A 21,494-nucleotide genomic window follows, 5' to 3' on the forward strand; every position below is an offset into this window, starting at 1 on the left:
TTCTCGCTAATTTTCAAATGGAAAAATGAATCAATGGATATTAATCAATTACTTGTTTATAAACTTATATCTGCCCAGTTTCCTCAGTGGGCTAATCTTACCATACGTCCTGTGGAAACAAGTGGATGGGATAACCGGACTTTCCATTTAGGAGATGATATGCTTGTTCGCTTACCAAGCGCAGCTCATTATGCAGGACAAGTGGAGAAAGAACAGGAGTGGTTACCGAAACTGGCCCCATTTTTGCCTAATAAGATTCCTGTTCCTTTAGGAATGGGTACGCCAGGCGAGAATTATCCCTGGAAGTGGTCCATTTATCGATGGATTGAAGGGAAAACAGTCGCTTCATTCCCAGGAGTCGACCTCTGTGTGCTCGCTAAAGATTTGGCAAATTTTCTTACCTCGCTCCAGGCGGTTGACTCAAAAGGAGGACCTGTTGCAGGACCTCAAAATTTTTATCGCGGTGGTTCTGTTAATGTATACGATTCAGAAACCAGACAGGCCATCAGAATATTAAGCGATGAAATAAATTCAAATCTGGTGACAGAAATATGGGAAGCTGGCAGTTCCCAAACATGGTCAAAAGAGCCAGTTTGGGTCCATGGTGATATAAGTGCAGGAAATCTGATAATTAATAATAATCGGCTGGATGCAGTTATTGATTTTGGTCAGTTATGTATCGGAGATCCTTCATGCGACCTGGTTATTGCCTGGACATTATTCGATGCTGAAAGTAGGCAGGTATTCCATGATACTCTTTTACCTGATCCGAGCACATGGGCACGTGCTCGTTCCTGGGCTCTATGGAAAGCATTAATAGTGATACTAAATGCCGCTCAGACAAATATTATTGAGGCAAACCAAGCACATCGGACATTCGATAACATTCTTGCTGAATATGTTTCAAGCCATTAACCTTGCAATTACGCTGGTTTAAGAAAGATAATAATGAGTGAAAAGGATCTTAAAGAGATCCTTTTTTTATAATCGCATAACCAAATCCCTTAACGTGAGTTTTCGTTCCACTGAGCGTCAGACCCCTACACCGTTCGCTACGAGGACGGCACGACCGAACGCTTCCGCTCTCCCAACGCCCGGTTCGACACCGGCGACCAGGTGCAGGTACAGGGCATCCGCCTCATCCCTGCCCCGTCGCTCTCGCGTTGATCCATCCCTATCGAAGACCCGTATCTCCATCACCCCACGAGGGATTCCCATGAGTGAATTCAACGACCGGTTCGCCGTCGTCACCGGCGCGAGTTCCGGCATCGGCCTGAAACTGACCGAAACGCTGCTCGGGCACGGCGCGACTGTCCTGGCGATGGCAAGGCGCGAAGGACCGCCGGAAAGCCTGCACGCCCACTCCGGCAAGCGTCTGCACTGGCTGGCGGGCGACGTCACCCGCGAACGGGACCTGGACGCCCTGGCTTCGCGTGCCGCGTCCATCGGCCCCGTCGATTACCTGGTGCCCAACGCCGGCATCGCCCAGCTCGCCGACGGCCTGGACAGCCTGGCGTTCGAGCAGCAGTGGCGGGTCAACGGCGCCGGGGCGCTGAACACCTTTTCCGTGCTCAGCCGGCAAACGAGCAAACCGGCCAGCGTAGTCTTCATCGGTACCTTCCTCAGCCAAGTGACCTTCCCCGGGCTCGCCGCCTACATCGCTTCCAAGGCGGCCCTGATCGCCCAGGCCAGGACGCTGGCGGTGGAATGGGCGGAAAAAGGCGTGCGGATCAACCTCGTCTCCCCCGGCCCTACCGCCACCCCGATATGGGCGTCACTGGGCCTGAGCGATGCCCAGGCGGAGTCTGTCACCCGGAGCATCAACCAGCGCCTGGTCGACGGCAGCTTCCTCAGCCCCGGGGAAATCGTCGACGTGGTGATGTTCCTGCTGTCGTCGAAATCCGCCGGGCTCTACGGGCAGGAGTTGATCGTCGACAAGGGCTACGGACTGCGCTGAGGGCCGCCGATGCCGGACGTCGTATCGCGACGTCCGGCGCCTTTGCGGTTTCCTGTCGGGACCCCACGGCAGCTCAACTAGGGGGCCTGGATGCCCCCCGCCCACCGAGGCTATCGACGCATCCGGAGGGTCTGGCGGCTTGACAGCGGGCGAAGGCTTGGCGGACTCTATATTGTATTTAGTCGATACCATCTCGCATCTTAGAGAACCCTCCCATGCCCCTGCCTGCCCTACCCCTGGATGCCCTTCTCACCGGCCGCGCCCGGCCCTTCACCCGCCCCGGCTCGCGCAGCGGCATCGTCAAGTCTCCGCGCGACGGTGCGCTCAGGGTCACCCCTGTCGGCCTGGAGGGTGACGAACAGGGCGACCTGCGCGTCCATGGCGGCGTCGAGAAAGCGATCCACCATTACCCACGCGAACACTACGCCGCCTGGATCGCCGAACTGGGCGAACACCCCCTGCTGATGCAGGCGGGCGCCTTCGGCGAGAACTTCAGCACCAGCGGCTGGAGCGAAGCCGACGTCTGCCTCGGCGACCGAGTGCGGGCCGGCACCGCGCTGCTGGAGGTGTCCCAGGGGCGCATGCCCTGCTGGAAACTCAACGACCGCTTCGAGGTCGCCGGGATGTCCCTGAGGGTGCAGGAGTCCGGGCGCACCGGCTGGTACTACCGGGTGCTGGAGGAAGGCGTGGTGGCGGCTGGCGATATCCTGCAACTGGTCGAACGGCGCCATCCGGACTGGTCGCTGTTGCGCCTGTCCGAGGTGCTGTTCGACAGGCGGGCCGACGCCGAGCTGCTGCGCCAGTGCCTGGCGCTGCCGCTGACGCCATCCTGGCGGCGCACCCTGGAGCGGCGCCTGGAAAAAGGCCAGGTCGAGGACTGGGGGCCGCGCCTGGAGGGAGCCCCCGGCCAGGCCGAGACGCCCAGGCCGACCTGAGGAAGCGCCGACCGCCCCCCGCAGGCAGGGAATCGGCCTGGGGATGCATGGAGTGCCGGAAAGCGGGTATAAAGCGCCAGCGTTAAGCGACCCAGACGTCTGCCAAAGGACCCCTTTCATGCTGCGGCTCTCGATGCCGGCCCTGCTCCTGGCTCTTGCCGGCTGCGCCACCAAGCCCCCCGCCAATCCCGACAACCTCTGCGAGATCTTCCGCGAAAAACCGAAATGGCACGAGGCGGCGCTGAAGATGCAGCAGCGCTGGGGCGCGCCGGTCCAGGTGCCGATGGCGATGATGTACCAGGAATCGTCCTTCAAGCACGACGCCCTGCCGCCGCGCTACTACTTCCTCGGTTTCATCCCCTGGGGCCGGGTAAGTTCCGCCTACGGCTACGCCCAGGCCAAGGACGAGACCTGGGCCGACTACAAGCGCGAGACCGGCGGCTGGGGCGCCAGCCGCGACGACTTCGCCGACGCCCTGGACTTCATGGGCTGGTACATCCAGAAGAGCCAACGGGTCAATGGCGTCTCCAAGTGGGACGCCTACGGCCAGTACCTGAACTACCACGAGGGCTGGGGCGGCTACCGCAACCGCAGCTACGACGCCAAGCCATGGCTGAAGAACGTCTCGCAGAAGGTCCAGTCCCGAGCCTCTCTGTTCGGCGCCCAGTACCGCAGTTGCCAGCAGGAACTGTCGCGCGGCGGCTGGTTCTGGTAGCCCGGTCCGCGCACGCCGCGGGCTCGAACCTCTTCCGCCTTCGACGAGGGTAGCGTCCGCCAAGACGGCCCCAAGCCGGATCGGCACGCTCGAACGGCCATCCTGCGTCATGGAACCGCAGGCGCATCCTGCCCAGGCAGCCCGCAGCGCCAGTGGACAGGCGGGTCGTCGAACCGGCGGCTGGCCACCTGGCCGAGCGGCCTGCCCTCACCTTTCACCCCGCTTCGCTTCCCAGGCCAGAGCGCTCGCGGATTGGCAGCGTCAGATTTCCTCGTCTACTGTTTGGATAAAAGTTTGGCGCCAGAAATACGTCAATAAATTGACTAAAAAAACTTACCCAGACTACGGATATTTCCCTGGGAATGCTAAGATAGCTATCACAAAGCCACTATCGACGAATGAACCTATTCGACGGGAAAATGACTAAACCGCGTGGCAAATGAAAAATAGTCACTAAATTGACGCTTCACCGCCTTGCTCTTCCCTATCCACTCAATGGACTGCCCGTGATCGGCAGAGCAAACAACATGCATTCGAAGTCGGTAGATAGCCTGTCGCTGACACGGGCTGGATTCATCGAGTACTTCCTGGTCGCGACCAAGCTGGTACACGCGCTCACCGCCATCGCCCCGGCGCTGTTCCTGCTGTACTACCCCGGCCTGGTTCCCGTGGAGCTGCGCAGCAACATGCTCGGGCTGCTGCTGTTCTTCGGCGCGCTCACGGTGATCATGTTCCAGGCACTGGACGTCTACTCCGACGATATCTTCAGCAACCGCCTGCGCTTCCGCATCATGTTCTTCGCCTGGGCCTCGGCGTTCTGCCTGCTGTTGTTCATGTACCAGGGCCTGGGCCTGTTTCCCTACCTCAGCAGCAAGCTGGTGATCTTCTGGTTCACCGGCAGCCTGCTGCTGTTCGGCGTGCAGCGCCTGCTGGTGCTGCGCCTGTACCGGGCCTGGATGAAACGCGGCATGTACCTGCAACGCACGGTGATCCTCGGCTTCACCGAGAGCGGCATGCACCTGGCCGAATACCTGGTACGCAACCACGACATCCGCTCCGGCATCATCGGCTTCATCGACGACCGCTCCGAGCGGGTTCCGGAGAACTACAACTCGCTGCCGCTGCTGGGCAACACCAAGGACCTGGAGAAACTGATCCGCCAGGAACAGGTCGACCAGGTGCTGGTCGCCCTGCCCTGGTTCGCCGAGGGGCGCATCGGTGCCATCGTCCATCGCCTGCGGCAATTGCCGGTGAACGTCCTGCTGGTGCCGGACATGGCTGCCTTCCGGCACGCCCACAACCGCATCGTCGATGTCTCCGGGATCCCCATGTTCAACGCGTCCGAGCTGCCGCTGCGCGGCTGGTCGCCGCTGATCAAGCGCTGCGAGGACCTGGTCCTGGCGAGCATCGCGCTGGTCCTCTTCGCCCCGCTGATGGCCCTGGTGGCCCTGGCGATCAGGCTCGACTCCAAGGGGCCGGTGCTGTTCCGGCAGAAACGCTACGGCTACAACAACCGGCTGATCTGGGTCTTCAAGTTCCGCTCGATGTACACGGAAAGGACCGACGCCAACGCCGAACGCCAGACCACCCGCGACGACGACCGCATCACCCGGGTCGGCCGCTTCATCCGCAAGACCAGCATCGACGAGCTGCCGCAGCTGTTCAACGTGCTCGCCGGCAGCATGTCGATGGTCGGCCCGCGCCCCCACGCCACCGCGACCAAGGCCGCCGGCATTCCCTTCGAGGAGGCGGTCAGCGAATACAGCTCGCGCCACCGGGTCAAGCCCGGCATCACCGGCTGGGCGCAGATCAACGGCTACCGCGGTGAGACCGACACCCTGCACAAGATCAAGAAACGCGTGGAATACGACCTCGAATACATCGCCAAGTGGTCGGTGTGGTTCGACCTCTACATCCTGTTCCGTACGGTGCCAGCCGTACTCCTGACCAAGGAAGTCTACTGATGAACGCCGTCGCCCCGCTGATCCCCTGCATCGTTTCCGGCGGTTCCGGGACCCGCCTGTGGCCGGTTTCCCGGGAGAGCATGCCGAAACCCTTCATGCGCCTGGCCGATGACCAGAGCCTGTTGCAGAAGACCTTCCTGCGTATCGCCGGGCTGCCGGACGTCGCCCGCCTGCTCACGGTGACCAACCGCGACCTGCTGTTCCGCACCCTGGACGACTACCGCGCGGTCAACCGCAGCGGCCTGGCCCAGGACCTGCTGCTGGAGCCGGTGGGACGCAATACCGCGCCGGCCATCGCCGCCGCCGCGCTGCATGTGCAGGAGCACTTCGGCGACCAGGCGCAGTTGCTGATCCTTCCCGCCGACCACCTGATCCGCGACGAGCAGGCCTTCGCCGCGGCGGTGGCCGAGGCTCGCGAACTCGCGGCGCAGGGCTACCTGGTGACCTTCGGCATCACCCCGGAGCGCGCCGAGACCGGCTTCGGCTATATCGAACAGGGCGCCCCGCTGGGCAACGGCTTCCGGGTCGCGCGCTTCGTCGAGAAACCCGACCAGGCCACCGCCCAGTCCTACCTGGACAGCGGCAAGTACCTGTGGAATGCCGGCATGTTCTGCTTCCAGGCCGCCACCGTGTTGCAGGAACTGGAGCGCCACGCGCCGGAGGTGCTGATCGCCGCCCGCGCCGCCCTGGCCGACGGCAGCAGCCTGGAGAACGGCCAGTGCCGCCAGCGCGAGCTGGCCGCCGGGGCCTTCGCCGAGGCGCCGGACATCTCCGTCGACTACGCGCTGATGGAGCGCTCGGACAAGGTCGCCGTGGTGCCCTGCTCCATCGGCTGGAGCGACATCGGCTCCTGGCAGGCGCTGCGCGAACTCAGCGCGGCGGACGAGAACGGCAACCAGGTACGCGGCGAGAGCGTGCTGCACGACGTCAGCAACTGCTACATCGATTCGCCGAAGCGCCTGGTCGGCGCCGTCGGCGTGCACGACCTGATCATCGTCGACACCCCCGACGCCCTGCTGGTGGCCGACGCGGCGCGCAGCCAGGACGTCAAGTTCGTCGCCCAGGAACTCAAGCGTCGCGGCCACGACGCCTTCCGCCTGCACCGCACGGTCAGCCGGCCCTGGGGCACCTACACCGTGCTCGAGGAAGGCCGCCGCTTCAAGATCAAGCGCATCGTGGTGCGCCCCAAGGCTTCGCTGTCGTTGCAGATGCACCACCATCGCAGCGAGCACTGGATCGTGGTCAGCGGCATGGCGCTGGTGGAGAATGGCGAGCGCGAGTTTCTCCTCAACACCAACGAATCCACCTTCATCCCCGCCGGGCATAGCCACCGCCTGAGCAACCCGGGGATCATCGACCTGGTGATGATCGAGGTACAGAGCGGCGAGTACCTCGGCGAGGACGACATCGTCCGCTTCAACGACATCTACGGTCGCGCCCCCGCCAGCGACGAGAAGAAAGCCTGATGCGCTGCGCCCTGGTCATTCCCACGCGCAACGCCGGCGCGCACCTGGACCGGCTGCTGCCGGCCCTGGCCGCGCAACGGCGGCAGCCGGACAGCATCCTGGTGGTGGACAGCCGCTCCAGCGACGACACGGTGGAGCGCTTCCGCGCCTTCGGCGCGCGGGTCGAGGTCATCGAGCCGGCCAGCTTCAACCACGGCGGGACGCGGCGCTGGGCCAGCCAGCAGGTCGAGGCCGACGCGCTGATCTACCTGACCCAGGACGCCATTCCCGCCTCGCCCGACAGTTTCGCCAACCTGCTCGACGAACTCTATGCCGAGGCCGACATCGGCGTGGCCTACGGCCGCCAGTTGCCGCACCCCGGCGCCGGCCTGCTCGGCGCCCAGGCGCGGCGCTTCAACTACCCGCCGGAAAGCCGCAGCAAGCGCCTGGCCGACGCCTCGGAACTGGGGATCAAGACCTGCTTCAGTTCCGACTCGTTCTCCGCCTACCGCAGCGACGCCCTGGCGGCCGTCGGCGGCTTCCCCGAAGACGTCATCGGCAGCGAGGACGCCTACGTCGCCGCGCGCCTGCTGCAGGCCGGCTACGCGGTGCGCTACGCGGCCAGCGCCGAGGTCTACCATTCCCACGATTACCGCTTGCTGGAAGAGTTCCGCCGCTATTTCGACATCGGCGTGTTCTACGGCCGCGAGCGTTGGATACGTGCCGCCTTCGGCGGCGCGGGTGGCGAGGGCAAGCGCTATGTCCTCGCCGAGATACAGGCCTTGCGTGCCGCCGGTGCCCTATATCGCGTACCTGAAATAGCGCTGCGTAGCGCGTTCAAGCTGCTCGGCTACCGCCTTGGCCAGTTGGAACGCCACCTGCCGGTCGCCCTCAAGCGCCGCATCAGCATGTTTCCAGGCTACTGGAAGTGAACATCATGACCTACAGGAAGTGCTCCCTCATGAAACGCACCCTCCTCATGCTCGCCATGCTCGCCCTGGCCGCATGCAACACCCCCGCACGGATTCCCGCACCGGACAGCGACACCGTGGACAGCGGCAAGCGTGCCCTGGAAGAACTCGCCAGGCTACCGCCGGCGATGGAGCGGGTGCGCGTCGGGGACACCCTGCGGATCGTCCGCGATGCCGGTGAGATGCCGACCCTCTCGGCGTTCAACGTCGCCACCATTTACGAACTGACGCTGTACACCGTGCTCAACGACGGCAGCATCTACTATCCGTTCATCGGTCGCATCCAGGCCGCGCACCGCACGCCGCAGGAAATCGCCAACGAGCTGACCACCAAGCTCGCGCCGATCTACCGCGAGCCACGGGTCACGGTGAACATCAACCAGGCGCCGGGCAACACGGTGTTCGTCGGCGGCGCGGTGCGCAACCCGTCGGCCGTGCCGATCCCCGCCGCCAACAACATGGAGCAGGCGATCCTCGGCGCCGGCGGCATCCTGCCGGTGGGCGACGCCCGCCGCGTGGCGCTCATGCGCGAGGACTCGGAAGGCCGCTACCACGCCTACTTCCTCGACTTCAGCCAGTTGATGAAGATCGGGCCGGAAGGCCGCAAGCCCCTGGCCATGCAGCGTGGCGACATCGTCTTCGTGCCCAAGTCGATGGTCGGCGACCGTATCGAGGGCGTCGACGTCTACCTGAACCAGTTGCTGCCCTTCGCCAAGTCCATCGGCGTCGGCGTCAGCTACACCGTCAACAACGATCGCTGAGGAGCGACATCGCCATGATAGAAATTCGTTCCTTGCGTGATCTGTTGCGCCTGCTGTTCATCTACCAGCGCGAGTTCAAGCTGGCGGCCCTCAGCGCGGTGGTGATCATCGTCCTCGGCGCCTTCCTGCTGCCGGCCAAGTACGAGTCCAACGCACGCCTGCTGGTCAAGCCGGGTCGTGACTCGACCCTGCCGATCGAGATCAGCAACCGCCAGGCACTGGTGATGCCGAGCACCCAGCGCGACCCTATCGTCGACGAAGAACGCCTGCTCACCGGCCGGCCGATCGTCCGCCAGGTGGCCGAGCGCTACCTCGAGGTGCTGGCCAACCGGCCGCCGCCGGAGGGCCTGTGGAAGCGCACCAAGTTCTATGTGAAGAAGGCCATCGGCGCGGTGTTCGACGGGATTCGCGTGACCCTGGAAACCTTCGGCGTGATCGAGGAAACCACCGCGGTCGAGCGCCTGGCCAAGGACCTGGAGAAGAAATTCGAGGTCACCCATGCGGCCGGCTCGACGGTGATGGAGATCAGCTTCACCTGGAGCGAGCCGGAAGTCGCCCAGGAAGTGGTCAAGGCCTGGATCGAGATCTACATGGAAGAGCGCACCCAGGCGCTCGGCCGCAAGAGCCTGTACGCCTTCTACGAGGCGCAGACCGCCGACAGCGCGGCACAGATCAAGAGCTACAAGGCGCAGATCCTCAAGCACCTCAACGAGATCGGCGCATCCAGCATCGAGGACCGCCTGCAGGACCTGTCCGAGCGGATCAACGTGCTGCGCGGCGAGCGTTTCAACTCGATCCGCCTGATCGCCTCCTCCGACAGCGCCCTGGAATCCACCCGCCAGCAACTCAAGGGGCTGCCCAGGGAGATCGTCACGGTGCGGCAGATCGCGCTGAACCCGGCGCAACAGGACCTGCGCCGGCTGCTCAACCAGAAGCGCCTGGAACGCGCCGACATGATGCGCACCTACACCGACGACGCCCCGCCGGTGAAGGCCCTGGACGCCTCGATCCGTGCCCTGGAGAAGGAAGTCCAGGACGAAGGCGCCACCGTGCAGAGTTCCGAGGACCGCGCGCCGAACACCCTGACCACTCACCTGGAACGGGTCCTGCTGGACGAGACCAGCAACAACGCGGCCCTGCGCACCCAGCTCGCGGAGCAGGAAAAGCAGCTCGCCGAACTCGAGGCGCAACGGCGCGAAGCGCTGGACATCGAGCCGACCCTGGCGCGCCTGCAGCGCGAGCTGAACGCCACCGAGCGCAACTACGCGCTGTACGTCGACAGCCTGGAGAAATCGCGGATCGACCGTGAACTGGACAAGAGCCAGATCAGCAACATCTCGGTGATCGAGGAGGCCACCTACAACCCCGGGCGGATCTTCCCGAAAACCCTGCTGATGCTGTTCCTCGCCGTGCCCTTCGGCCTCGCCGTCGGCCTGCTGGTGGTCTATCTCTGCTACCTGCTCGACCAGCGCATCCACGACGGCGGCCTGGTCGAGGAGAAATTCGGCCTGCCGCTGTGGACCACCCTGCCGGAGCTGAGCAACAGCACTGCGGAGAGCAGCAACGCCTTCACCGCCAGCATCTACCGGCTGTACGGGCTGCTGCCCTACGCGCGCATCGAGGAAAAGGGCCTGACCCTGGGCCTGACCTCGGCGCGCCACGGTGAAGGCGTGACCTTCATCATCGAGCAACTGCGCCGCCTGCTGGAGGAAAACGGCGTGCGCGTGCGGGTCGGCGGCGAGCCGGCCCAGCCGGGCGAAGTGGTATTGCTCGACGCGCCGGCCCTGCTGGACAGTCGCGAGGCCTTCATCGCCCTGCGCCGCGCCGACCTGATCGCCCTGGTGGTGGAGGCGCAGAAGAGCACCGTGCCGGTGGTCGAGCATGCGCTGACCATCCTCACCACGGCGTTCGGCAAGGTCGACGGGATCATCATCAACCGGCGCCGCTTCGAGGTGCCGAGCAAGGTCCTGCAGACCATCGCCCGCTACCGGAGCGCGTTCTGATGCGGATCGCCCTCCTCGCGCCCCTGCCGCCGGAAAAGAATGGCATCGCCGACTACGCCAGTCATTTCCGCAACGCCCTGCAGGGTCTCGGCATCGAAGTAGCCACGCCGCTCGCCGGCGTGGCGGCCGACAGCGCGAATATCGCCAGCCGGCTGGACAGCGTCGACTGGAACGCCTTCGACCTGGTCCATGCCGAACTCGGCGGCGGCCGCCTGGGTGAGTTCATCGCCCTGCGCGAGCTGCGCAAGCGCTTCCCGCGCCTGCCGCTGAGCGCCACCGTGCACGATCCGGAGCGCATGGTCTGGCGCCGCGAGCGCCTGCCCTGGCCGCTGAACCTGCTGGAACGCCTGCCCTCTCCCCTGCCCCAGGCCGCCGTGGTGCTCGCCGACCCGCTGACCCTGCGCGAAGAGCGTGCCGTGGCCCAGGGCCTGACGCGCCTGGTGACCCTCACCGGCCTGGGCGGCGAGTGCCTGGCCCGGCGGATGCGCCTGCCGCCCGGGCGGGTCGAGGTGATCAACCACGGCAACCTGGAGATCGCCACGGTGCCGCTGCCGTCGCTGGACACCCTGCGCCTGCTGTACTTCGGATTCATCTATCGCGGCAAAGGCATCGAGGACCTGCTCGAGGCCCTCGCCGACCTGTTCGCCAGCGCGCCGGAGATGCGCCAGCGCGTGCGCCTGACCCTGGCCGGCGGCACCGCCGCGGAAATGGCCTTCGGCGCCGGCGGCAACTACCTCGACCAGTTGAAGGCACAGATCGCCGAGCTTGGCCTGGCCGATGCCATCGACTGGAACCTGAACCTGGCCGCCGCGGACATCCCACGTACCATCCAGGCCCACCACGTGATGGTCCTGCCGTACCGCGAGTCGAAGAAACTCGGTCTGCTCGGCCAGCAGCGCGGCACCAGCGGCGCCCTGTCCTGGGCGGCAGCCTGCGGGCGCGGCGCGATCACCTCGGACGCTCGCGCCTTCGCCGAGGAAGTCGCCAGCGGCAACGGCGCCATCTACCCTCAGGGAGACGTGGCAGCCCTCTCCGAACAGTTGTTGAACCTCGCTCGCGAACCCCGCCTGGCACAGGCCTGGGCCGAGCGCGCCGGAGCGATCGGCCATGCGCGGACCTGGCCGCGCACCGCGCTGCGCTTCCAGGCACTGTTCAACGACATGGTGGGAACCGTTCATGGCACGTAAGGGACTCTATCTGGGCGGCAGCGCGCTGCTGCTCGCCGTGGTACTGCTGCTGGTGTTCTGGGGGCGTCCCGCGGACGCCGAGATCCAGGTACTGAAGGCGCCTCGCGCGGTGGTCTGGAAAGACTTCCTCGGGGTCAACGCGCAGTTCCTCTGGTTCAGCCCGGAGCGCTACAACAAGCAGATCGACCGCCTGCAGGACCTGGGGCTGGAGTGGGTGCGCCTGGACCTGCACTGGGACCGCCTGGAAACCGCCGAGGACCAGTACCAACTGGCCTCCCTCGACCAGTTGGTCAAGGATCTCGAGGCGCGCCAGCTGAAGTCGGTGTTCTACCTGGTCGGTTCGGCCCGCTTCATCACCACCGCGCCGTTCTACTCGCCCTTCCAGGACCAGTATCCGCCGCGCGACCCGGAAGTCTTCGCCCGGCGCATGGCGATGCTCTCGCAGCGCTACCCGAGCGTGGCCGCCTGGCAGGTATGGAACGAGCCCAACCTGATCGGCTTCTGGCGGCCCAAGGCGGACCCGGAAGGCTACGCCAAGCTGCTCCAGGCCAGCACCATCGCCCTGCGCATGGTCGACCCGGAGAAGCCGGTGGTTTCCGCCGGCATGGCCTTCTTCAGCGAGATGCCCGACGGCCGCACCATGTTCGATGCCCTCGGCCACCTGGGCGTGGAGAGCCTCGGCACCATCGCCACCTACCATCCCTATACCCAGTTGCCGGAAGGCAACTACCCGTGGAACCTGGACTTCGTCTCCCACGCCAACCAGATCAACCGCGCCCTGCGCAACGCCGGCGTGCCGGCGATCTGGAGCACCGAGTGGGGCTGGTCGGCCTACAAGGGACCGAAGGAGTTGCAGGACATCATCGGCGTCGAAGGCCAGGCCGACTACGTGCTGCGCCGCCTGGCGCTGATGAGTGCGCTGGACTACGACCGGATCTTCCTCTTCACCCTCAGCGATCTCGACCAGCGCGCCAGCGTGCGCGACCGCGACTACGGCCTGCTCGACCTGGACGCCAACCCCAAGCCGGTCTACCTGGCCCTGCAACGCTTCCTCAAGGTCACCGGGCCGAAGCTGCGCCCGGCCGACCCGCCGGTCACCGAGGACCTGCCCGACGGTTCCTTCAGCATCGGCTGGACCCGCGAGGACGGTCGCAACGTCTGGCTGTTCTGGTCGGCCCGCGGCGGCAACGTGCGCCTGCCGAAGCTCAAGGAGGCCACCCTGCACGATCCGCTCAGCGGCAAGGTCACGCCCTTGAGCGGCAGCGACGGCCTGGAAGTCCCGGTGAAGTCCAGCCTGCAGATGCTGGTCTGGGAGTGAAGCCACCCATGCGTATTCTCTGGATCCTGCCCTACTCGCCCTGGCCCACCACCAGCGGCGGCAAGACCCGCCAGTACCACCTGCTGCGCAGCCTCGCGGCACGCGGCCACCGGATCACCGTGCTGCTGCACAGCAAGCAGCCGGTGAGCGCCGAGGACCGCCGGGCCCTGGAGCCCTTCCTCGAACGCCTGGTCGTGCTGCCGCGCCGACCGCTGCGCAGCCTCTCCACGCTGCTCGCCGCGCTGTTCGCGCCCTACCCGCTGCTGGCCAGCGTCAACGGCCTGTCGGCGGAGCTGCAACGCACCGCCACGGAGTTGCTGCGCGAGCCCTGGGACGTGGTCCAGGTCGAGCACAGCTATAGCTTCCAGCCCTACGAGCGACCGCTGCGCGACGCCGGCCAGCCGTTCGTGCTCACCGAGCACAACGTCGAGTCGTCCCTCGGTGCCGCCACCTACGACCGCCTGCCGGGCTGGGCGCTGCCCTTCGTGCGCTACGACCAGTGGCGTTACCGCCGCTGGGAACGCCGGGTGATGAGCCAGGCGGCAGCGGTCGTCGCCGTGACCGAGAAAGATGCGCGGCAGCTCGGCGCGATGCTCGGGCGCCCGGTGCCAGTGGTGGTCAACGGGGTCGACTGCGAGCACTTCGCCGCCGCCCGGCCGACGCCCGAAGCGCAGCGCGTGCTGTTCCTCGGCAACTACGAATACGCACCGAACGTCGATGCCGTGGAATGGATGCTCGACGAGATCCTGCCGCGGGTCTGGGCACACTGCCCCGAGGCGCGCATGAGCGTCTGCGGCTATGCGCTGCCGGCGGACTGGGCGCAACGCTGGAGCGATCCGCGCATCGAATGGCAAGGCTTCGTTCCCGACCTGCTGCAACTGCAATCGAGCAGTTCGGTGTTCCTCGCCGCGCTGCGCCATGGCGGCGGTTCGAAGCTGAAGGTGCTCGAGGCCCTGGCCGCCGGACTGCCGCTGGCGAGTACCGCGCAGGGCGTTTCCGGCCTGGAACTGCGGGACGGCGAGGACTACCTGGGCGGCGAAACCGCCGAGCAGCTCGCCAACGCCGTAGTGCGCCTGTTGCAGGACCCGGCGCGGGCCCGCGTGCTGGGCGAGAACGGCCGCGCCTACGCGCGCCGCGCGCACGACTGGAGCGTCGCCGCCAGCCAACTGGAACAGGTCTACGCCGGCCTCGCCGAAGGAGCGCCGGCATGCGCATAGGACTCGACTACCGCACCGTCGGCAGCTCGCCGCACTCGGGCATCAGCCGCCAGGTCTATGCCATGGAGCAGGCCCTGGAAAGCCTGCCCGGCACGCAGGTGACCCGCTTCACCGTGGCCCCTCTCGACGACCCGCTGCGCCAGCGGGCGGTCTGCCCGCCGTGGGGCTGTCCGCGCACCGCGATGCACCAGCCGCACCAGCGCCTGCGCTTCGAAGCCGGGTTCCTCCCACGCGCCTTGCGCGAGCAGGACATCGACCTGTACATCAGCACCTTCAACATGGGCCTGCCGCTACCGCCGCGTCCGCCGGGCGTGCGCTATGCGCTGCTGATCCACGACCTGTTCCAGATCACCCTGAAGAACTACCACGCCAACCGCCTGAAGGCGCTGGTCTATCGAGTCAGCGACTACCTGTCGATCGCCTATGCGCTGCGTGTCGCCGACCGTGTCTGGACCCCTTCGCAGTACAGCGCCGACGAGGCTGTGCGGCTGTTTCCCGGGGTCGCCGGGAAAGTCCGGGTGCTGCCCAACCAGGTCGACGGCTTCGCCGGCGAACCCGCCGACCTCTCGGCACGCGGCCTGCCGCCACGCTACTGGCTGCTGGTGGGTACCCGCGAACTGCGCAAGAACGTGCCCTGGTTCGTCAGCGCCTGGGCCCGGGCGCGCGCCCAGGCGCCCGGCGTGCCGCCGCTGGTGCTGGTCGGCAGCCTCGACCACCTGCCCGAGGAACAACGCGGCTTGCCCGGCCTGCACGCGCTCGGCGGGCTCGACGACGCCGAACTGCACGCGCTGTACCGCCAGGCCGAGCGGCTCTGGCAACCGTCCTACGCGGAAGGCTTCGGCCTGCCGGTGGTCGAGGCGCTGAGCGTCGGCACGCCGGTGGCGGTGGCCAGCGGCACCTCGCTGGACGAAGTCACCCCGCCGTCGGCGCCGCGCTTCTCGCCCAGCGACGGCGCCGCCCTGGAACGCCTGATGCTGCGCCTGGCCGATGCGCCGCGCGAAGCCTCGGCGGAAGAACTCATCGCCTGGGCCGCGCGCTTCAACCGCGAAGCCTACCGGCAACGGCTGGCCGCACTGATCGAGGAACTGAGTTGAGAATGTCGTTGGGAAACCTCGTCGCTGTCGTCTTCGGCCTGGCCTTCGGCGGAGCGCTGCTGATGCTCAGCCCGGCCAAGGCCGGCGCCGCCATGGTCGGCCTGGCGGCCGCGGTCACCATCCTGCGCTTCCCGTTCTGGGGGCTGCTGCTGTTCGCCCTGGTGGCGACCTTCATGCCCTACTCCACGGTCAACGTGGGGATCCGTTCGACGGTCAGCGAAGCGATCCTCGCCCTGACCTGGGGCGCGGTGCTCTGGCACATCTTCCTCTCGCGCCTGCCGCCGGCGCCGACGCTGCGCTACCGCTCCACCGAGCGCATGCTGCTGTGGCTGATGCTGTTCACCGTGCTGCCGTTCGTGGTCGGCCAGGTCAGCATCAAGGCCGAGGCCAGCGGCCTGTCGAACTGGCTGCGCTGGCTGCTCAACCTGTCCATCGTGTTCCTCGCCGGACGCCTGCTGGTGGAGCGCAAGAACCGCGAGACACTGGTCATCGCCCTGCTGCTGGGCACCCTGGCGATGCTGCTGATGTCCATCGCGGTGTTCATCCGCTACCGCTCGGCGTCGGGGATGGCGCCGATCCTGGCGATGTTCAACTACGCCAACCTGGACACCCTCAAGTTCGGCCTGGAGGCGCTTTCCTCGCGAATGGGCTCGCCATGGATGCACCCCAACGCCACCGGCGGGATCATGGCCCTGCTGCTGCCCCTGGCGTTCTGCTACGGGGTCGCCAACCAGGGCTGGCGGCGCGGCCTGGGCCTCGCCGTGGCGGTCCTCGGCGCCGCCGCGATCCTCCTCGCCAGTTCCCGCGGGGCGATGCTCAGCCTGGCGGTGGTGCTGTTCTGGATGTCCCTGCGCAAGGTGCCCTACACCGGCCGCCTGCTGTTGCTCGGGGTCGGCCTGGTGGTGGTCCTGGTGCTCAGCTACCCGCCGTTGCAGGAACGCCTGGCGACCATCTTCTCGCCGCAGAACGCCAGTACCGAGGTGCGCTTCGACGAATACCGGATGTTCCCCAAGGCCGTCGCCCGCTATCCGCTGGGAATCGGCTTCAAGGTCGATCCGCCGGTGCCGGGCACCGACCTCCTGGGCATCTCCAACTTGTGGCTGAACTTCATGTACAAGGTCGGCCTCGGCGGCATGCTGCTGTTCATCGCGGTGACCTGGCGCTGGTGGCGCGAAGCCCGTCCGGAGAAAGGCCCGATCCGCCTGACCCGCGACAACGCGATCTGGCTGGGCAGCACAGGCGGCATCCTGGCGGCGCTGGTCAGCGGCCTGTTCGACCACTACTTCAGCTTCGCCGTGGTGATGATCGGCCTGTTCTGGCTGCTGGTCGGGATCAACCTGCTGGAAGCCCGCCGGCTGTTCCCGGAACGCCAGCCGCAACCGCGGGCGGTGGGTTATCGCAAGCTCAAGCGACAGCTCGAGCGCGGGGCCGAGGCCTGAGATGCTCGGCTCCGCCTTCTGGCTGACCCTGGCTACCCTGCTCGGCCTGTGCCTGGGCTTCGCCCGCGAATGGCTGCTGGTGGCCTCCTGGGGCGCCGGCGAGCGCAGCGACGCCTTCCTCATCGCCCTGTTCCTGCCCGAGGCCCTGCGCATGTCGCTGGCCGGCGGCGTGCTCAGCGCGGCGGCCCTGCCACTGTTCCTCGAACGCCAGGGCGAACGTCGCCTCGACTGGCTGGCGGCGATCCTCCCGGCGCTGCTCGGTATCGCCGTGGCGCTCAGCCTCCTGCTGCTGGCGGCGGCGCCCTGGCTGGTGCGCTTGCTCGGCCCGGGCCTGGCCGAGACGGCCAGCGCCCAGGCCGCGGCCAACTTGCGGATCCTCGCCTGGTGCGTGCCGGGGCTGATGCTCCATGCGCTGTTCAGCATCCCCCTGCAGGCCGCCGAGCGTTTCGTCCTGGCTGGGCTCGGCTCGCTGCTGTTCAACCTGCCGCCGGTGCTCTACCTGGCCTTGCACGGCCAGGCCAGCCAGCCCGAACAACTGGCCCTGGCCTGCCTGCTCGGCAGCCTGCTGATGCCGCTGGTGCTGCTGCCTTCGCTATGGATCGAGGGCTGGCGGCCCTGGCACTGGCGCCTGTCCGGCGTCGAACTGGGCGAGCTTGGCGGGCGCATCGCTCCGCTGTTGCTGAGCAACGCCGCCAGCCAGGGCCTGGCGCTGGTTGAGCGGCTGGTGGCGTCGCTGCTCGGCGAAGGCGCGGTGACCTGGGTCAACCTGGCGCGCAAGCTGATGAACCTGCCGCTGATCGCCCTGATGAGCCTCAACCAGGTGTTGCTCGGCATGATGAGCCGACGCCAGGGTGGCGAGCGCCTGGCCCTGCTTCGCCGCGGCCTGGAGACCGCCAGCCTGCTGACCCTGCCGGCCGGGGTCGGGCTGGTCGCTGCCGCACCCGGCCTGGTGGCCCTGTTGCTGCCGCAGCAGACCGCCGGCTCGCCGTTGCCGGCGCTGCTGGCCTGGTTCGCCGTGCCACTGGTGTTCGGCGCCTGGAACGCCTTGCTGGCGCGTTACGCCTACGCCGCCGGCGATACTCGCCTGCCACTGCGCTGCGAGCTGCTCGGCAGCGCGCTGAACGCCGCGCTGCTGGCGGTCCTGCCGTTGATTTTCGGACTGCCGGGGATTCCCCTCGCGGCCCTTGGCGGGGTGCTCTGCACCGCGCTGCTGCTGATGCGTCGCCAGGCCCTGCTCGGCGCCCTGCCCTGGGCCCGGCTGTGGCTACTGAGCGCCCTGGCCATGGCGCTCGCCGCCGGCCTGCTGTTCCGCATCGACGGTATCTGGCTGCAACTGGGCCTGGGCACCGTCGCCGGCTGCCTGGCGCTGCTCGGCATGGCGCTCTGGCTGCGGCCCTGGCGCACCGATTGACCCATGGCTCCGGGTAGGGAGCCTGGCCCTGGGGGCCTTCGAACAACCACTGTGAGTTAGCGCGTCAAGCGGGAGTTGCAAAGTGAAAAAACGCTGGATTCAGATGGATGTGACCCGCGGCGTGGGCATCCTGATCATCGTCTTCGGGCACAGCTGGTTCGTCGCCAGTTCGCCGACCGTGCTCTATCCGTTGCTCTCTCCGTTCATCCTGCCACTGTTCTTCTTCATTTCCGGGGTGTTCTTCAGGACCGAGCAACCCTTCGGCGAGATGGCCCTGCGCAAGGCCGACGCCCTGCTCAAGCCGTTCTTCGTGACCATGCTCGGCTACGTCATCCTCCGCGACCTGCTGCGCGGCCAGCCGCTGCTGCCGGACATCGGCGGAGTGCTGTACGCCTCGGTCGACACCCTGCCCTGGCAGGCGCTCTGGTACCTGCCGCACTTCTGGGTAGCGACCCTGTTCGCCTGGTTCATGCTGCGCGTCATCCAGCGTCTCGGCCTGTCCCTCGCCGCCAGTTGCGTGCTGCTGGCCGTGCAACTGGGCCTGGGCATCCTGTTCCTCAAGACGTTCTGGCAGATCCCGGTGGAGTTCGGCGGCGAACAGTACCTGCTGCCGGGCCTGCCGTTCAGCCTGGACATCACCCTGATCAGCAGCGCCCACTTCATGTTCGGCTATGTCCTGCGCGACGTCCTGCGTCGCCACCAGAGTTCGTTGCTGACCCTGTGCATCGCCCTTGCCGTGACCACCGCCAGCTTCCTCTACTACCCGACGGTGGTGGACATGGCGCAGCGCCGCTACGATCACTGGTTCTGGGCCACCGTCCAGGCGGTGAGCGGCGTCTACCTGTGCTGGGCGCTGTCCGGGCTGATGATGAAGATCGACTGGCTGGGCAAGGCGATGACCTACATCGGCCAGTCGACCCTGATCCTGCTGATCTTCCACGGCGAGATCCAGCACAAGACCTTCAACCTGCTGGTCCACCTGGGCCTGTCGGAACCGGCCGCTGCCAGCGTCGCCCTGGTGATCTCGGTGATCGTCTCGCTGCTGATCGGCGAAGTGATCAAGCGCGTCGCGCTGCTGCGCGCCCTCTACTTCCCCTTCCCGGTGCGCAAGAAGGCCGCCGCGGTCCAGGGCGGCGGCGAAGCGCGCTGACGCCCTCGGCCCGGTGCGCCTGCGCCGGGCCTTTCCCCTCCCGTCTCCCTTTTCCCTACCGGGCGGCCGACCTCGCTTCGACCTGGCCGATGATCGCCCGCTCCTTTCGCTGAGCGGGTTGGTAGGCGGGCATTGCCTCCCTAGAATATGGAACATCGTTCCGAAATCTTGAAAAAGGGAGAAGCCATGACCTCTGCGGCCGTCGAGACCACCCCGCTGACCTGTGACGTGCTGGTCGTCGGCTCCGGCGCCGCCGGGCTGGCGGCGGCGGTAACCGCGGCCTGGCACGGGCGCCGGGTAGTCCTGGTGGAGAAGGACCCGGTGTTCGGCGGCGCCAGCGCCTGGTCCGGCGGCTGGGCCTGGTTGCCGCGCAACCCGCTGGCGCGTCGCGCCGGTATCGAGGAGGACATCGAGCAACCGCGTACCTACCTGCGCCACGAACTGGGCGAGCGTTACGACGCCGCGCGGATCGACGCCTTCCTCGAAGCCTGCCCGCACATGGTGGCCTTCTTCGAGCGTCACACCCACCTGCGGTTCGTCGACGGCAACGGCATCCCGGACATGCATGGCGACACGCCGGGCGCCGCCGAGGGCGGCCACCAGCTGGTCGCCGCGCCCTATGACGCACGGCAACTGGGCCCGCTGCTGCCGCGCCTGCGCAAGACCCTGCGGGAGACCTCGTTCATGGGCATGCCGATCATGGCCGGCGCCGACCTCGCCGCCTTCCTCGACCTGACCCGCTCGCTGCCGGCCTTCCTGCATGTCGCCCGGCGCTTTTCCAGCCACCTCTGGCACCTGCTGCGCTACGGTCGCGCCATGCACCTGGTCAATGGCGTGGCTCTGGTAGCGCGCCTGGCCAAGTCCGCCGAAGCCCTGGGTGTGCGCCTGATCGAATCGGCGCCAGCCCGCGAACTGCTGCTGCGTGACGGCAAGGTGGTCGGCGCGCTGGTCGAGAGCGCCGAGGGACTCCTGCGCATCGAGGCAGGCGCCGTGGTCCTGGCCTGCGGCGGCTTTCCCCATGATCCGCAGCGCCGCGCCGCGCTGGCCCCTACCCTGGACACCCTGCTGCCGCTGCCGCCGCCGGGCTGCAACGGCGACGGCTTGCGCCTGGGGGAAAGCGCCGGCGGCCGGGTGGCCGACGACCTGCGCTCGCCGATCGCCTGGGCGCCGGTCTCGCGAGTTCCCCACGGCGATGGCGAGACCGGGCACTTCCCGCACATCATCGAGCGCGGCAAGCCCGGGGTGATCGGCGTGCTGGCCAACGGCAGGCGCTTCGTCAATGAGGCCCACGGTTACCACGACTATGTCGCCGCCCTGCTCGAGGCCACCCCGCCCGGGCAGCCGGCACGCTCCTGGCTGGTCTGCGACCGGCGCTTCCTGCGCCGCTACGGCCTCGGCTACGTGCGTCCGGCGCCGCTGCCGATCACCGCGCACCTGCGCAGCGGCTATCTCAAGCGCGGGGCCAGCCTGGATCAGTTGGCAAGGAGCTGCGGCATCGACCCGTCCGGCCTGGCCGCCACCGTCGCCGAATACAACCGCCACGCCCGCGAGGGCCGCGACCCAGAGTTCGGCCGCGGCGGCACGGCATTCAACCGCAAGCAGGGCGACCCGGCGTATCCGGGGCCGAATCCCTGCGTCGCCCCCATCGAACGCGGACCGTACTACGCGGTGCAGGTCGAGCCCGGCTGCTTCGGTACCTTCGCCGGGCTGAAGACCGACGCCCAGGCCCGCGTGCTGGACGGCGGCGGCCAGCCGATCCCCGGCCTGTACGCGGCGGGCGCGGACATGGCGAGTCTGTTCGCCGGCCACTATCCCGCCGGCGGCATCAACCTGGGACCGGCGCTGACCTTCGGCTACATCGCCGGACGCCACATCGCCGGCGCCATCGGCTACGAGCAGGAGCAAGCGCAGCGCGGTTGAACGTTCC

General features: G+C 66.9%; 17 protein-coding genes. All 17 read left to right on the forward strand.

The annotated features are described in order from the left end of the window. The first annotated feature begins 33 nt into the window (after nt 1–33). The 17 genes from HMPREF2914_RS31300 to HMPREF2914_RS07505 all read left to right on the forward strand — a co-directional run bounded on the left by HMPREF2914_RS31300 (nt 34) and on the right by HMPREF2914_RS07505 (nt 21,487). On the forward strand, nt 34–915 hold the full coding sequence (locus tag HMPREF2914_RS31300; RefSeq protein ID WP_071537896.1) for an aminoglycoside phosphotransferase family protein: 882 nt from the start codon (nt 34–36) through the stop codon (nt 913–915). Nucleotides 916–1,216: 301 nt separating this feature from the next. Continuing rightward, nucleotides 1,217–1,957: an SDR family NAD(P)-dependent oxidoreductase gene (locus tag HMPREF2914_RS07430; protein ID WP_003117250.1), complete on the forward strand. Its 741-nt coding sequence runs from the start codon at nt 1,217–1,219 to the stop codon at nt 1,955–1,957. Between the two features lie 215 nt (nt 1,958–2,172). Then, nucleotides 2,173–2,892, forward strand: coding sequence for an MOSC domain-containing protein (locus HMPREF2914_RS07435; RefSeq protein ID WP_023091808.1), 720 nt, complete (start codon nt 2,173–2,175; stop codon nt 2,890–2,892). A 118-nt stretch (nt 2,893–3,010) separates the two neighbouring features. Next, complete coding sequence (locus tag HMPREF2914_RS07440; RefSeq protein WP_023091807.1) at nt 3,011–3,607, forward strand: transglycosylase SLT domain-containing protein; 597 nt, start codon at nt 3,011–3,013, stop codon at nt 3,605–3,607. A 527-nt stretch (nt 3,608–4,134) separates the two neighbouring features. Continuing rightward, on the forward strand, nt 4,135–5,571 hold the full coding sequence (locus tag HMPREF2914_RS07445; protein WP_003111160.1) for an undecaprenyl-phosphate glucose phosphotransferase: 1,437 nt from the start codon (nt 4,135–4,137) through the stop codon (nt 5,569–5,571). After that, nucleotides 5,571–7,037: a mannose-1-phosphate guanylyltransferase/mannose-6-phosphate isomerase gene (locus HMPREF2914_RS07450; RefSeq protein WP_003089225.1), complete on the forward strand. Its 1,467-nt coding sequence runs from the start codon at nt 5,571–5,573 to the stop codon at nt 7,035–7,037. Before HMPREF2914_RS07445 ends, HMPREF2914_RS07450 begins: the two co-directional genes overlap by 1 nt. Next, entirely contained in the window at nt 7,037–7,948 is a 912-nt protein-coding gene (locus HMPREF2914_RS07455; RefSeq protein ID WP_003089226.1) for a glycosyltransferase family 2 protein, read from the forward strand. Before HMPREF2914_RS07450 ends, HMPREF2914_RS07455 begins: the two co-directional genes overlap by 1 nt. 29 nt (nt 7,949–7,977) lie before the next feature. Then, on the forward strand, nt 7,978–8,748 hold the full coding sequence (locus tag HMPREF2914_RS07460; RefSeq protein WP_003089227.1) for a polysaccharide biosynthesis/export family protein: 771 nt from the start codon (nt 7,978–7,980) through the stop codon (nt 8,746–8,748). Nucleotides 8,749–8,762: 14 nt separating this feature from the next. Then, nucleotides 8,763–10,751: a GumC family protein gene (locus HMPREF2914_RS07465; RefSeq protein ID WP_003089228.1), complete on the forward strand. Its 1,989-nt coding sequence runs from the start codon at nt 8,763–8,765 to the stop codon at nt 10,749–10,751. Then, nucleotides 10,751–11,938, forward strand: coding sequence for a glycosyltransferase family 4 protein (locus HMPREF2914_RS07470; RefSeq protein ID WP_003089229.1), 1,188 nt, complete (start codon nt 10,751–10,753; stop codon nt 11,936–11,938). The genes HMPREF2914_RS07465 and HMPREF2914_RS07470 overlap by 1 nt, the downstream gene beginning before the upstream one ends. Next, nucleotides 11,928–13,256 carry a glycoside hydrolase 5 family protein gene (locus HMPREF2914_RS07475; protein WP_003089230.1) on the forward strand — a complete coding sequence of 443 codons (1,329 nt, stop codon included), beginning with the start codon at nt 11,928–11,930 and terminating at the stop codon, nt 13,254–13,256. Before HMPREF2914_RS07470 ends, HMPREF2914_RS07475 begins: the two co-directional genes overlap by 11 nt. A gap of 8 nt (nt 13,257–13,264) precedes the next feature. Beyond that, on the forward strand, nt 13,265–14,473 hold the full coding sequence (locus HMPREF2914_RS07480) for a glycosyltransferase family 4 protein (protein WP_023091806.1): 1,209 nt from the start codon (nt 13,265–13,267) through the stop codon (nt 14,471–14,473). Then, complete coding sequence (locus HMPREF2914_RS07485) at nt 14,464–15,567, forward strand: glycosyltransferase family 4 protein (protein ID WP_003089232.1); 1,104 nt, start codon at nt 14,464–14,466, stop codon at nt 15,565–15,567. The genes HMPREF2914_RS07480 and HMPREF2914_RS07485 overlap by 10 nt, the downstream gene beginning before the upstream one ends. Before the next feature lie 2 nt (nt 15,568–15,569). After that, the gene (locus HMPREF2914_RS07490) at nt 15,570–17,006 is read left to right on the forward strand and encodes a biofilm formation protein PslJ (RefSeq protein WP_003111164.1); all 1,437 of its coding nucleotides are present in this window, start codon (nt 15,570–15,572) and stop codon (nt 17,004–17,006) included. Nucleotide 17,007: 1 nt separating this feature from the next. Next, nucleotides 17,008–18,417, forward strand: coding sequence for a lipid II flippase MurJ (locus tag HMPREF2914_RS07495; protein WP_023091805.1), 1,410 nt, complete (start codon nt 17,008–17,010; stop codon nt 18,415–18,417). 82 nt (nt 18,418–18,499) lie between these two features. Beyond that, nucleotides 18,500–19,567, forward strand: coding sequence for an acyltransferase family protein (locus HMPREF2914_RS07500; RefSeq protein WP_003089238.1), 1,068 nt, complete (start codon nt 18,500–18,502; stop codon nt 19,565–19,567). A gap of 186 nt (nt 19,568–19,753) precedes the next feature. Further along, nucleotides 19,754–21,487: an FAD-dependent oxidoreductase gene (locus tag HMPREF2914_RS07505; protein WP_023091804.1), complete on the forward strand. Its 1,734-nt coding sequence runs from the start codon at nt 19,754–19,756 to the stop codon at nt 21,485–21,487. Nucleotides 21,488–21,494: the final 7 nt, after the last annotated feature.

Origin of the sequence: Pseudomonas sp. HMSC067G02 (assembly GCF_001813485.1) — a bacterium.
Classification (GTDB): domain Bacteria; phylum Pseudomonadota; class Gammaproteobacteria; order Pseudomonadales; family Pseudomonadaceae; genus Pseudomonas; species Pseudomonas aeruginosa.

Coding starts and splice junctions, on each gene's coding strand:
- HMPREF2914_RS07490 (WP_003111164.1), top strand. CDS start 15,570: ATGTCGTTGGGAAACCTCGTCGCTGTCGTCTTCGGCCTGGCCTTCGGC.
- HMPREF2914_RS07495 (WP_023091805.1), top strand. CDS start 17,008: ATGCTCGGCTCCGCCTTCTGGCTGACCCTGGCTACCCTGCTCGGCCTG.
- HMPREF2914_RS07480 (WP_023091806.1), top strand. CDS start 13,265: ATGCGTATTCTCTGGATCCTGCCCTACTCGCCCTGGCCCACCACCAGC.
- HMPREF2914_RS07450 (WP_003089225.1), top strand. CDS start 5,571: ATGAACGCCGTCGCCCCGCTGATCCCCTGCATCGTTTCCGGCGGTTCC.
- HMPREF2914_RS07460 (WP_003089227.1), top strand. CDS start 7,978: ATGAAACGCACCCTCCTCATGCTCGCCATGCTCGCCCTGGCCGCATGC.
- HMPREF2914_RS07465 (WP_003089228.1), top strand. CDS start 8,763: ATGATAGAAATTCGTTCCTTGCGTGATCTGTTGCGCCTGCTGTTCATC.
- HMPREF2914_RS07440 (WP_023091807.1), top strand. CDS start 3,011: ATGCTGCGGCTCTCGATGCCGGCCCTGCTCCTGGCTCTTGCCGGCTGC.
- HMPREF2914_RS07485 (WP_003089232.1), top strand. CDS start 14,464: ATGCGCATAGGACTCGACTACCGCACCGTCGGCAGCTCGCCGCACTCG.
- HMPREF2914_RS07475 (WP_003089230.1), top strand. CDS start 11,928: ATGGCACGTAAGGGACTCTATCTGGGCGGCAGCGCGCTGCTGCTCGCC.
- HMPREF2914_RS07505 (WP_023091804.1), top strand. CDS start 19,754: ATGACCTCTGCGGCCGTCGAGACCACCCCGCTGACCTGTGACGTGCTG.
- HMPREF2914_RS07470 (WP_003089229.1), top strand. CDS start 10,751: ATGCGGATCGCCCTCCTCGCGCCCCTGCCGCCGGAAAAGAATGGCATC.
- HMPREF2914_RS07430 (WP_003117250.1), top strand. CDS start 1,217: ATGAGTGAATTCAACGACCGGTTCGCCGTCGTCACCGGCGCGAGTTCC.
- HMPREF2914_RS31300 (WP_071537896.1), top strand. CDS start 34: ATGGATATTAATCAATTACTTGTTTATAAACTTATATCTGCCCAGTTT.
- HMPREF2914_RS07435 (WP_023091808.1), top strand. CDS start 2,173: ATGCCCCTGCCTGCCCTACCCCTGGATGCCCTTCTCACCGGCCGCGCC.
- HMPREF2914_RS07445 (WP_003111160.1), top strand. CDS start 4,135: ATGCATTCGAAGTCGGTAGATAGCCTGTCGCTGACACGGGCTGGATTC.
- HMPREF2914_RS07455 (WP_003089226.1), top strand. CDS start 7,037: ATGCGCTGCGCCCTGGTCATTCCCACGCGCAACGCCGGCGCGCACCTG.